We start from the raw sequence: 12,479 nt of genomic DNA, 5'->3' as shown, positions 1-12,479 counted from the left end.
GTTGGCTGGCAACTCCAGAATGGCGAGACCCACGAGCAGCTTGACATGTTCCCCCTGCAGCCTGGTGAAACCGGCGTTAGCGAGGTCGAGATCACTGCCGATGGTTTCCGCTACCGCTGCCCCATCAACCCAACCCCCTGGTACGAAGTCGGAGTAGGTGGCTGAAGACCGGGTCTGGACACCCTCTGAGTCATACCTGACAGATCGGCAGCGTCAACAAAGGCATCGCTGCCCATCAACCCGCAGGGCGCGGGCTCCCTCCGTCCCCGCGCTTCTTTCGCCCGGCTCCGGCCGGGCGCTTTTTATGGCTGGACTCACTCGACTCTGCCCCGCAGCAACCAGATATGGGAAGCTTCGTTGCGGTTGAACGTAGCATGGCCCAGGACCGCTCGCCCGTCGTCCGACAGGTCGAGCTTGCGCATCAGCAAGCCCTGGTTGCCGCCATTGACGCCATACTCCTCGCGCTGGGTGGCCGCGATCACGGTCGGCTCGCTGAAGCTGCGCCCGCCGTCAACTGATGCGGAATAGCCGATTCCGAACAGTTGACGCCTGTCCGTCGCCGACCGCTCCCAGCTCACCAGTACGCGTTGACCGGCAACAGCCATCTGTGGATAGACTGCCATGGTGTCACCGGAGAGCCTGACGGTCTCGCCAAAGTCTCCGCTGCCATCGATGTCGCGTGCGTAGACGATGCGGCTGCCACGCAACGGCCCTCCCGTGCTTTCGGTCCAGGCCAGATGCACCGTACCTTCGCTGTCGACACGCACCACGGGACTGTCGGCATGGGCGTCGGAGGCGTGGATGCGGCGCGGCTCGGAGAATCCTTCTTCGGTATCGATGGTGTAGGCCAGGTGAATATCGGCCGAGTTGTCCTCGCCCACCGTCCAGGCCAGCCAGATGCGATCGTCCGGGGTGCCGGCCAACGACGGCGCGCGGGCGGGAAGTTCGTCGTCGCCGGCCACGTGCAACGGCTCGCCGAAACTGTCCCCGCCATCGGCGGAGGTGGCCACCCGTAGCGCACCTTCGTATTCGGTCCAGGCCACGACCACCCGACCATTCCGGGCCAGCAAGTCCAGGCTGCCGTTGTCCCAGCGCTCGCGGGTCAGGCGCCCCTTGCCGGCACCGGCGGTGGTATTGGAAAGATTGATCGGCTCGGAGAAGCTGCGTCCGCCATCATTCGAGCGCGCCAGCAGAATCTCGCCGCCGTGCGAACCGCCGGTGAACAGGACTTCTTCCCAGGCGATGTAGACCCGCTCGCCGTCAACGGCCACCCGTGGCAGCCAGGAAAAAATGTCTCCGGAGACCGATACATTGACCGGTTCATCGAGCTCGGGCTCACCATCCCGGTCGAAAATCTGGAAATGAATGTCCTGGTCGGCATTGTCGACCCAGGCAAAGAAGATCTTGCCATCGGCCAGCGCAACGGCTGGGTCGTCGACGTAGAGAAACTCCGACTCGTTCATGCGCCATGGGCCCTGGTAGGCCTCACCCGAGGCCACCTTGACCGGCTCCGACCAGCGCAGGTCGGTTTCTGGCATCGATTCGGACTCCGCCTGGCAAGCCGTCAACCACAGTACCAGCGGCAGGTACAAGACAGATCGTGGCATGGGTGCAATCTCCATACTCAGATGGCCATACACCACATTGTAGCGGTGCCGAAAGACCCAGGCCCGGCAGGCTGACGACTGGGCGACCGAATCAGTCAGACAACTTACTGTTCCCTTCGCGCCGTGACTGTCCACGAGCTCGATGGCATGACGATGCGTCCGCCCTGCTCATAGGGGGCGAGTGCGTCGCGCAGCGCCTGCTCGATTTCGGGGCGCTTCGCTTCGGCCAGTTCACCGGCCTCGCGAAAGACTTCGCCGGCCGGGCCGAGTGCCAGCTGGAACTGCATGGCGTTTTCGACCGAGTCACCCACGGTGACCGGACCATCCGTGCGCTCGAACTCGATGTCGCCGAAACCCGCGATCTCCAGTTGCTTGGTGACCACTTCCGGGTTGGCCATGGAGAAGGGGCCGGGCCCGCAGGTGCGCGCGTCATCGCCGGGTTCTGGCAGAAAATCGAGCACCACCTGTTTGGGGACACCCACCCAGGGGTTGTCGGCAATATCGCGCCAGACGATGAACATCAGTTCAGCGCCCGGCTTGAGCGCGGCACGGATGTTGCGCATGGCCGCGACCGGGTTCTCGAAGAACATCATGCCGAAACGCGAAAAGCAGAAGTCGAACTCGGGCATGAAAGGGAAGGTTTGAACGTCGGCGGCCACGAACTCGACATTGTGAATGTCGGCCCGGCGGGCATCTTCGCGGCCCTTGTCGAGAAAATCATCGACGCAGTCCAGCCCGAGCGCATGCCCCTCTGGTCCGACCTTTCGGGCCAGCTCAATGGCGGTGTCACCCCAGCCGCAACCCACATCGACAACCCTGGAGCCGGCATCCAGATTCAGACGCTCCAGGGGCACCCGGCTGTGATAGCTCAATCCGTTCATCAGGATCTCGCGGAAACGGTTGAATTTTTCCGCCAGGGTGTCGTTCCAGAACTCGACGTATTCGTTGGCTGCTTCAACAGGCTGATTCATGATTTGCTCCTCCGGGTTCGCTACTCGCTCAGGGTTTCATCCGAACTGCCCATCTCCGAGGACATGCCCCTGAACTTGAGCAGCCCATCGGGAACTTGCAGGACCGATTCCTTCAGCGCGCGGCCAGTTCGCGGGCGTCCTCGATACTTGTGCGCTCGGCATCGGGAGCCACCTCGACCAACCGGCTCGACCACACGGCAGCGGCTTCGTCATCGCCGGCAGTTCGGGCCGCGTGAGTTGCCCCCAGCAGCGTGTTGTAGCGTCCCGGCCAGATCTCGTCGGAGGCCCGGTAGGCCGCCATCGCCTCGTCCGGTCGGTCCAGTTTTCTGAGCAGGTCGCCCAGGGCCTCGTTGGGTGGGTACAGAGCACCGGGTGTAATCGGATGCTTCTCGACCGAGGATTCCAGCTCGGCGGCCGAACGCATCAGTTCGACAGCTTTCTCGCTGTCGCCTTCGGATTGGGCGATGAAGCCGGCCAGGATGCGGCGGTCGACTTCGAGGTAGACGGCGAAGCGTGTGTCGGGCGCCTCCTCGGCCGCCTCGGCCAGTTCGGCGAGGCGCTGCTCGGCGCGGCGAGCGGAGTCTAGGTCGTCGGTGTGGACCGCACCCAGCCCGCGTGCGTACCAGCTCAAACCCTCGGGCCACTGGAATTGGTCCCAGGGAAGATAGTCGGGCGTGCGCGGCTCGATCGCCGCGGCGGCCTCCCAGTCGCGTTGCTCCACGGCCAGGCGTGCCGGAATGGTGGCCAGGTGGAATGCGCCGGGGAAGCCGCCCTGGTGACGACCCTTGTCCAGGGCCGTTTCCCACTTGGCCTGGGCGGCGGAATCCTCGCCGCGCTGGAGGTGGCCATAGACCAGGTAGTCGATGGCATGGATGTAGTGATACGAGATCGCGCCATTGACATCGTGGTTCAGCGCCGCCTCGGCCGAGCGCAGGTTCCAGCCGATCACCTCGGGCCAGTCGCCCAGGCGCACGTAAATGTGCGAGGGCATGTGCAGCGCATGCGGCACATCCGGGGCGATTTCGCCGTAGGCCTCGACCATGTGCAGCATGTTCTCGGCCCGGCCGTCGGCATCGCTGGCATGGATGGCGTAGTGGATCGCGCCGGGGTGCGCGGACTCCTGTTCCCAGACGCGCTGCAGTATGCCTTCCGCCTTCTCGTGCAATGCGTGATGGTCGTCGGCTTGTATGGCCTCGGTCACCAGAGACAGCGCGTACAGGGCGGCCACGTCGAGATCATCGGGGTAGGCCTGGTAGGCAGCCGCCATGCCGTCGATCCAGCCCGGCATGCGATCCCAGAGCCGGTCGGTCTCGGGCTCGAAGAAGGCTGCCGTGGCCTCGATCAGCAGGCGTTCGCGCTGGTTGTCCCGGTCGACAGTAGCCTGGGCCCGTTCAATCGCCGCGCGGGCCTGTTCGACCTCCTCGTCGGTGGGCGTGGTGCCCCACAACGGCTGAAACAGCGTGGTCGCCACCCCCCAGTGCGCCATGGCGCAGTCAGGATGGTCTTCGGCGATGTCGGCGAACTCGCCGCGCGACTGCAAATACATCATGTGATGCATCAGGCCCAGGGCACGGTCAAACTCCGCGCGCGCCGGCTCGGGACAATCGGCGCCGAAATCCACCGTGCCAATGGGCTCATCGGCACCCACGAGCGCGTCGTCGTGCATATGCTCGTGATCATGATCGTCGTGATCATGGTCCGCCATGGCCATGCCGGCTCCCACCATGAGTGCGGGTAGCAAGCTGCGAATCAGGTTGATCGTATTCATGGTTCGCTCCGAAATGTCAGTATCCGTTTTCCCCTTGATCGGTAGGCACGGCATCGACCGGTTCCTCGAAGGCGATGAACAATACGCAGGGATCATTGCCCTCCAGGCAGCGAGCCGTGTGCGGCAGGCGGGCCGGGCCGTAGGCATAGGTACCGGGGGTGAGCGTGACCGGTTCCTGATCGTCGTAGTCGACGACCATTTCACCGGAGACCAGCACCATGCGCTCAGCCGAGCTGTGCCAGTGATGCGCGGCCTTTGTGCCGGGCTGCAGGCGGAAGAAGATGTCGGCGTTGTGCCCGGCCGGGTCACCCTGCAGCACGGCGATGCGGCAGTCATCGGGCAGGAACTCGGGACAGGGGCCCCATTCCAGGGCGGGGTCGTCGGCCGACCAGGTGAAGGCCTGGTCCTCCGCCATGGCGAGGGGCAATCCGCCCAGAAGCAGCATGCCCGCCGCGGTGAACGCAAGAACCTTTTTCACGATTTGCTCTCCGGCTTTTTGATTGGATTGGTGCACAGGGACACGGAAAGCGGGCGGGCTACCCGCCAGGAATTTACCGACCGGTCAACGGCCGTAGCCCGAAGGCGAGGGGATTCAGATCCCCGGTTCAAGGACGTCCATCTGCAAGTTCCGCGCGGGCATCAATCACCTGAGCAAAGCGAGGATGGTCATGCAGTTCGAACTCCCGAAATCGGGCTTGAGCCTGGTCGAGTAACTCGGCTGCCTCGTCGTGGCGTTGCAGGGCCTTGAGGATTCTCGCCTTGAGGAGTTGCCGGCCGGTCAGTACCAGCAGGTTGCCGGGCCGGTCGGCGGCTTCGAGCGCGGCATCGATGGCTTCCAGGGCCGGCTCGGGCTGGCCGGTTTCCAGGTAGCAGGCGGCACGGGCTTCAGCCAATTGGGCACGATTGCGGGGGTTCCCCTCCAGCGTCTCGGCATGCTCGAGGTTTTCAAGCGCTTCCCGGCCGGCCCGGCCGTCTCCGGCCAGACAGCTTGTCCAGGCCAGGAGCATGCGCCCGGTGGCGATCAGGCGCGGATCGAAGCCGTCCTCTTCCCGAAAAAGACGGTCGGCGCGCTCCATGTCGGCAAGCGCGTCGCCGGGCTCGCCGATGCGGGCCAGAAAGGTGCCGCGCCGCGTGTAACGCAGCGGCCAGCGATCCGGCTCGTTGCCCAACGCCTGGGCGTGTTCGGCACTTGCCAGATCCATCGCTTCGAAGGCTTCATCGTAGCGTCCGGTCGCCAGCAGCGTGCGCGCCAGGCTGGCACGGGCCACGGCACGGTAGTCAACCGGGTCGGAATAGATGCGGTCGTAGAGCGCGATGGCCTCGCGCGCGCGCCGTTCGGATTCTTCGAAACGACCCAGGATTCGTTCCTGACCCACGCTGTTGGCCAGGGCAACCGCATAGCCCAGACTGTCCTCACCGTGCGCACGCCGGTAGGCCTCGATGGCCTCGCTTCTCATTCGTGCCGAAGCCTCCTGGTCGCCGGTTGCACCTTTCAGTCCGGCCAGGGCGTCGAGCAGTGCAGCGCTCATGGTATCGCTCAGCTTGCCCTGCCGATAAAGGCTGTCGTAGAGCGGCTCGACCAGTGCCAGGGCACGTTCATGTTCGCCACGATGACGCTCCACCCAGGTGCGCATGATGCGAATTCGCACCAGCAGGTTCCAGGATTCGTGCTCATCGTCGAGCAGTGATTCGGCTTGCAGCAACAAGGCCTCTGCATCGTCCAGGCTGTCGCCATCGCTGATCATGAGGTGTGCCTTGAGCTGCAAGGCCCGGGCGTGATCCTCAGGTCGCAAGGCAGGCGTCGTTTCGACCAGATCGACGGCCGCCTCGATCAGCGGACGGGCATCGTCGTAGAGATTCCGGGATCGGTAGACACGGCCGATGGCAAGCAGCATGCCGAAGCGTTCAACTGCAGGCGCCGACTCCGGATCCAGGGCCCGTTCGGCGCCGCGCGACAGGATCTCTTCGGTGGTCGGTAACTGATCGCGGGGACGGGTCGGACGGGTCGCCTCGAACAGGTTGACCAGGAAGTCACCGAGGGCCTCGGCCCGGGCCAGTGCGGCCTGTGTATCGGCCAGTGCGGCCTGGGCACGCGCCGCCTCACGCTGGGCCAGATCGCGTTCTTCGGCCAGTTGCAGGGCCATCCATGCCCCGCCGCCGACAAGAACCAGGACGGCGGTGGCCGTGACCAGTGAAAGCGCACGGTTGCGCCGAACCCAGCAAGTGAGACCGTAGACCAGTCCGCCACCGTGGGCGAGCACCGGCCGATCCGACAGCCAGGCGTCGATATCGGTGGCCATGGCCGAGGCCGACGCATAGCGTTGGTCGGGTGATCGGGCCGTCGCCCGCGCGATGATCGATTGCAGGTCGGTCGCGACGACCTCGTCGGCGAGCAGGTCGGCGAGCAGGTGACCGAGTTGCCAGATGTCGGACGCGGTGGTGAGCGGATCACCGGCACGCTGTTCCGGACTCGCGTAATCGGGGGTCAGCCCGTAGCTTGAACCCAGGCCACCGCCCTTCATGCGTGAAATGCCGAAATCGACCAGGCGCGGCTCGCCGCGACCGTCGACCAGCACGTTCGACGGTTTGATGTCGCCGTGGATCAGACCGCGCCGGTGGGCATGATGAACGGCCCGGCACAGCTTGGCCACCAGTGCCAGGCGATCACGCAAGGCCAGATTGGCGGCATGGCGGTCGACGGTCTGACCCTCGGCCAGGTCCATGGCGAACCACAGCATGCCGTCGTCGGTCTGGCCGCCGTCGATCAATCGCGCGATATGGGGATGGTCGAGGCTGGCCAGCAACTCGCGCTCGCGCGCCAGTGCTTCACGCCCGCCGGGAACCGGCCGATCGCCACGCAACCACTTCAGAGCAACCTGCTGGGAGAAGGCGCCGTCGGCACGTTCGGCCATGTAGACCACACCGCTGCCGCCGCGACCCAGTTCGCAGACAACGCGCCAGGCGCCGATACGGTCGCCGGGTTCGGGCTCGCGGGTTTCGGACAGTCGCCGCAGAAAACCCTCGAACAAGCGGCCTTCCAGTGCCCCACCGGGCTTGAGAGGATCGTCGCCCATCGGTCAGTCCAGGCGCCCGGCCAGCCATTCCCGGGCCGACTTCCAGTCGCGCTGCACGCTTCTGAGCGAGCGACCGGTGGCCTCGGCGGTTTCTTCCTCGGTCAGGCCGGCGAAGAACCGGCATTCGACCACGCGCGCCTGGCCGGGATGGATCTCGGCGAGTCGCTCCAGCGCCTGGTCCACGGCCAGGCAGTGTTCGGCTTCGGCCCGTTCGGCCGCATCGTCGTCGCGCAGCTCGACATGCACGGCCCCGCCACCACGCTTGACCGCTAGCCGTTCGCGAGCATAGTCGACCAGGAGCTGGCGCATGATACGCGCGGCAAGGTTGAAGAAGTGGGCGCGATCGTTGACCTCGAGTTCGCCGGAATTGAGGAAGCGGAGGTAGCACTCGTGAACCAGGCTGGTGGTGTCGAGCGCCTGGCCGTCACCACGCCGGCAGCGGTGGGCCAACTGGCGAAGATCGACATAGAGCAGGGCCACCAATCGATTGAGCGCCGGCTGATCGCCGTCGCTGGCCGCTTTCAGCAATAAAGTGAGTTCGCCGGGCATGACGCCATTCGGTCCCTGCCGGATTTTCCATGTGTCTGATTTGGCAGGATAACACTGCCCAGAAGCAGGGGCCAGTGCGTGAGCGGCGGCGATGCTCAGCGCAAATCGCGGGTCCCGGTCAGTCGCTGCCATAGCCAACCCTGGTGAATGTCGCGGCCGGTCAGGGTGCGGCCGAGGATATTCTCGTTGTCGAGCATGGCGCGCAAACGCCGCCCGGCGCGGGGATGGCCTGCCATGAGAATGCGGTCGCCGACCATCAACTTTGTGTTTTCATCCGGGGTGAGGATGTCGCCGCTGTCGCGCCGCAACAGCAGAACCTCCACGGGCAGGCGCCGCTCATTGTCGACCGGGTTGCGCACCAGCGCCGAAATGGGAACCTCGATCCCGCGTTCGATCAGACTGACCAGCGCTGGCGAGCGACGCTCACTGATGCGCAACGTCAGGAAATCGGGCGGGGCCTCCCGGCAATGCACCGACAAGCGATCAAGGAGGGCGTCGATGGCTTCGTCGTCGCATTCGAGTATGCGCTCGATGAACGGCTGGACCAGGGGCGAGCGCAGGCGGCTGAGGATGGTCCCGGCAATGACCGTACTGGGCTGGGCGACCAGGTCCGGCTCGGCGGCGCGCACCATGGAATGGCTGGACAAGCCGTTTTCCAGCACTCCGGTGAACAGGTCGGCATGGAGGGTCCGGGCCGTGATCAGAATGGAGAGGTTGTCGACGTCGTCGCGGGTGGTAGCAAGGATGCCGACGGCCCGATCGATGCCGGCTTCTCGAAGCGTCTCGGCCTGGGTGCCACGACCGCGAACAAAATTGGAGGGCAGGCCGGCCAGCGTATCGTCTTCCTCGATGACAGTCACTTCGATGCCGATCTCGACGAGCATGGCGTGCATGGCCTTGCCGAGACGGCCGAACCCGGCCAGGATCCATGGACCGCGCGGGGGCCGGCGAATATCAGGGATACGGGCGTGGGGTCCGGACTGCAGCCAGTGATAAAGCCGGAACGCGGCCGGTCGCTCGATGGCCAGGCGCATGCGGTAAACGTATTCGGTCACCGGGTTGACCACATCCTCGGTGTCGAACGAGAGCATGTTGTCGGCCACTTCGGGCAAGTCGGCACGTGCGTGCACCGCACAGCGCTTGTTGAGCAAGCGCGTGGCCACGGCGATCTTCAGGTTGGCCCGGTCATCGCCGGTCACCGCCATCACGCCCATGCACCAGCGGCTGCGCATGCCGCTTTCGACCAGGTTGTCGGGTGGACGCGCATCCATGGCAAAAGCCGCCACCGGCATCTTGAAATCCTGCACCGACAACGCATCAATCTTGTCGGTGTTGTGGTCGACAACGACCACGGGATGGCGTCGTTCGGTCAGGGCGCGGGTCAACAGGCGCCCGGTGTCACCGTATCCGCAAACCAGGTAGAAGGGTTCGTTGATGGCGCGCACGGCACGGCGGAAACGTGCCCGCTGCAGGCTGCGTCGGAACGCCGGGTCCTGCAACAGTGAAATGATGGTGCCGATCGAAAACAGCCAGGCGATCACGGTCAGGTAAATGCTGACCATGGTCCACAGACGCTGCGCTGGCGAAAACTCGTAGGGGACCTCACCGAACCCGATGGTCGAGCCGGTATAGCTGACCACGTAGAACGCCTCGAACAGGCTCAATTGCCAGGGGTTGCCTTCGTCGTCCACTCCCGGCATGAAAGTGAAGCCGACCGTTGCGATGGCATAGGCGGAAATGAGTACCACCAGCGGCACCCGCATGCGCCGGAAAAACACGAAGATGAAGGATCCACCCACGGGGCAACCAGGGCGCTAGCGACTGAAGCCGGCCGTTTCCAGCGTCAGCAGCACCACCGAGAGCAGGTTGGCCAGCAGCGCACCGCCGGAGAGCGAAACGATGGTCGCCATGACCGCCGGGGTCAGACCGATATCGGTGACGTGAACGGCAAACGCCCACACCAACGCAGCGGCGATCAGGTGCAGATCGACTACCAGGCTGGATGCGAGCAGCATGGCGCTCATCTGCGAGCGCTCACCCAGCTTCATGACCGTCGCGATCAGGCCCACGACCAGCGCGGCAAACAGCTCATAGACGTTGTGGTGATCGGGGTTGTCGATTTCGCCGATGAAAAAGCCGAAATTCAGGGTCAGTGCCAGCAGGACGAAGAATCCGAAGACCACCTTGCTCATGTTCATGACGGCCAGCTCCCTCGATGGTAACGTGAAGCTTCATTATGCACAGGCCCGGCGCGGCATGGCGAGTCCCCTTGACGGACCGACCGAATCGGGTATCTGCCGCACGGTGCCGGCGGCAGATCCGGAATGTCCCGGACTAGTGGGCCATGCGGTTAATAAGGTAACGCTCAGAGCCACTGTGCTGGCGCGAATCAAGGCGCGTTTCGCAGGGAATGGCAGCGTCCTTGCCAAGAAACGCAACGCCGAGTCGCGCCAGCACAGTGACTCCCGAAGGGCCGTCGCACAAGCGCCGTGGGCAGGGCAGGCGAAACCGCATGGCCCACTAGCGCCGACCGCCGCGCTTCTTGCCGCGCGGGCGCTCTTCGCGCACCTGGATGGCCTGGCCGTTGAACATGGCGCCATCAAGGCCGGCCTGGGCCGCACGCGCTTCATGGCCTTCCATGTCGACCATGGCGACCCCGCGGCAGCGGCGGGTGAAGATGTCCATGGGCAGTTTCATGCCACGCACGGTGCCATGACGGGAAAACAGTTCCTTGAGATCTTTTTCGCGGGTTTCGGGATGGATATTGCGTACAAACAGGGTTTTCATCTGCAGGCGGCCTCCGGGCCGTGAGGTGATTGGGGCGGACCCGTCTGCCGACAGGCGGCGAAACAGGCCGGACCCCGAAAACAGGCGGGAATGAACGATCGGAACTCGATCGCAGCCGTGCAGTATAGGCCGGTTTGAGCCATCAAGCACGCAGGTTGGCCAAATCCACCCGAAACCGGCCTCGGATCGGTCACTCCTCGATGCGTGGCCAGCGATTGCTGTGGCGGTGATAGGCGACGACGCGCCCCTGCTCGTCGCGCTCGAATTCGATCAGGTCGCCGGGCAGATCATCGCGTCGCTGCCAGCGAAACCGGTCGTCCTCGACGTGCTCGAGCATGACCAGGGATCCGACCGGATCGGAAGTCGGCAGTTCGAGCATGGCGAGGTTTCCACGCCAGCCAACAACCGCGACTTCGCCACCCCAGGGCGCCAGGCTGTAGCTGCCGAGGTAGTCGGAAAATTCCGTGGGCAGCGCCACCGCTTGACCGTTGCGGGCCTGATTCACGGCCGTACTGACTGCCTCGAGCGCACGCCGCACCCACAGCTCGGTGTCCACCCCGGATGCATTGGCCAGGGCCGTGGCGGCCATTGCATCGTCGGTCTGAAGCCACAGCGCCGAGCGATAACCGGGACACGATCCGCTATGGCCCACGTAGATGGTCTCTTCGGGCCGATAGACACCGAAACCCAGGCCGCGGGCCGTCTGCCAGTCCGGTTCCAGCCACTGCACGCGCTGCATTTCGCGCAGGGTGTCGGCCGCCAGCAGGTCCGTGTCGCCATTGCCACCCAGCAGGCCAAGCTGCCAGATAGCGAAACGCGCCAGGTCGTCCGCGGTGGATGAGAATCCGGCCGCCGGTGCAATACCCCGCGCATCGAACAGCGGCACGGCCACACGCTCTCCGGCACGGTTGCGTGCCCCGTGTCCCACGGCCAGGCGTTCGCCATGCAGATCGTCCGGCATGTAGGTGCGGGTATCGCGCATGTTCAGCGGTTCGAGAAGGTTTTGTCGGACATAGTCATCGAACGAGGACTCACTGGCCTCCGCGACCAGTTCGCCGGCCAGGGTCAGGCCCAGGTTGGAATACTGAAAGGTACGCTCGGGCGGATACAGCATCTCCTGTTCCGCCAGGCGCTGGCGAATCAGCTCACGCGGCGGAAAGGGAAAGTCGGGGGGGGTCCAGTAGGGAAAGTCGGATTCGCGCGGCAGGCCGGCAGCGTGTGTCAGCAGCCCCCAGAGGGTGACAGGCCGACTGTCGTCCCCCGCACCAGCCATGTCGAACCAGGGCAGGACATCTCGAACCGGATCGTGCAATGCCAGTTTTCCGCGGTCGCGCAACTGCATGGCAGCCACGGCGGTGAACAGCTTGGAGATCGAACAGATGGAATAGAGGGTATCGGTTCGGGCCGGGACATCGGCGTCCGGGTTGGCCTGGCCAAAGGCTTTCCGCCACAGCACCTGGTCGTCGTGGACAACCGCCATTGAGACCCCCGGAACGCCCTCGTAGGCTCGCTGCGCGTCGATCCAGGTTTCCAGCAGCGCCAGGGTTTCGACAACCTGCGGGTGCTCGTCAAGCGCGGGCTCCTCGGCCCACAGTGGACTGACGCAGCCGGCCAGCAACAACAACAGCAGCCCGCCGCGACGGGTGCAACGCACCAGGCCTGGACCGATGGCCTTCAATTGAATTCCGGGATACATGGACCTGCCTCGCTTCTGAATCGGTGT

The 12,479-nt window shown here is 64.7% G+C and carries 10 protein-coding genes; all 10 read right to left on the bottom strand.

Annotated elements, in window-relative coordinates; translation table 11 throughout:
• Positions 1 to 314: 314 nt before the first annotated feature.
• Positions 315 to 1,607 carry a sialidase family protein gene (locus IC757_RS00240; protein WP_190975426.1) on the bottom strand — a complete coding sequence of 431 codons (1,293 nt, stop codon included), beginning with the start codon at positions 1,605 to 1,607 and terminating at the stop codon, positions 315 to 317.
• A 104-nt stretch (positions 1,608 to 1,711) separates the two neighbouring features.
• Entirely contained in the window at positions 1,712 to 2,578 is an 867-nt protein-coding gene (locus IC757_RS00235) for a class I SAM-dependent methyltransferase (RefSeq protein WP_190975425.1), read from the bottom strand.
• Between the two features lie 112 nt (positions 2,579 to 2,690).
• Positions 2,691 to 4,346, bottom strand: coding sequence for a tetratricopeptide repeat protein (locus IC757_RS00230; protein WP_223846183.1), 1,656 nt, complete (start codon positions 4,344 to 4,346; stop codon positions 2,691 to 2,693).
• Positions 4,347 to 4,362: 16 nt separating this feature from the next.
• Positions 4,363 to 4,791 carry a cupin domain-containing protein gene (locus IC757_RS00225; protein WP_190976874.1) on the bottom strand — a complete coding sequence of 143 codons (429 nt, stop codon included), beginning with the start codon at positions 4,789 to 4,791 and terminating at the stop codon, positions 4,363 to 4,365.
• Between the two features lie 160 nt (positions 4,792 to 4,951).
• The gene (locus IC757_RS00220; RefSeq protein WP_190975424.1) at positions 4,952 to 7,420 is read right to left on the bottom strand and encodes a protein kinase domain-containing protein; all 2,469 of its coding nucleotides are present in this window, start codon (positions 7,418 to 7,420) and stop codon (positions 4,952 to 4,954) included.
• Positions 7,421 to 7,423: 3 nt separating this feature from the next.
• Entirely contained in the window at positions 7,424 to 7,969 is a 546-nt protein-coding gene (locus IC757_RS00215; RefSeq protein WP_190975423.1) for an ECF-type sigma factor, read from the bottom strand.
• A gap of 95 nt (positions 7,970 to 8,064) precedes the next feature.
• Complete coding sequence (locus tag IC757_RS00210; RefSeq protein WP_190975422.1) at positions 8,065 to 9,768, bottom strand: potassium channel family protein; 1,704 nt, start codon at positions 9,766 to 9,768, stop codon at positions 8,065 to 8,067.
• A 15-nt stretch (positions 9,769 to 9,783) separates the two neighbouring features.
• Positions 9,784 to 10,167, bottom strand: coding sequence for a DUF6394 family protein (locus tag IC757_RS00205; protein WP_190975421.1), 384 nt, complete (start codon positions 10,165 to 10,167; stop codon positions 9,784 to 9,786).
• A gap of 322 nt (positions 10,168 to 10,489) precedes the next feature.
• The gene (locus IC757_RS00200) at positions 10,490 to 10,756 is read right to left on the bottom strand and encodes an RNA recognition motif domain-containing protein (RefSeq protein ID WP_190975420.1); all 267 of its coding nucleotides are present in this window, start codon (positions 10,754 to 10,756) and stop codon (positions 10,490 to 10,492) included.
• A 190-nt stretch (positions 10,757 to 10,946) separates the two neighbouring features.
• On the bottom strand, positions 10,947 to 12,452 hold the full coding sequence (locus tag IC757_RS00195) for a serine hydrolase (protein WP_190975419.1): 1,506 nt from the start codon (positions 12,450 to 12,452) through the stop codon (positions 10,947 to 10,949).
• Between the last annotated feature and the right edge of the window lie 27 nt (positions 12,453 to 12,479).

It is taken from the genome of Wenzhouxiangella sp. AB-CW3 (assembly GCF_014725735.1).
Taxonomy (GTDB): Bacteria; Pseudomonadota; Gammaproteobacteria; order Xanthomonadales; family Wenzhouxiangellaceae; genus Wenzhouxiangella.
Note: the sequence above shows the minus strand (reverse complement) of the source record. Positions and strands in the feature narration are given on the sequence as shown.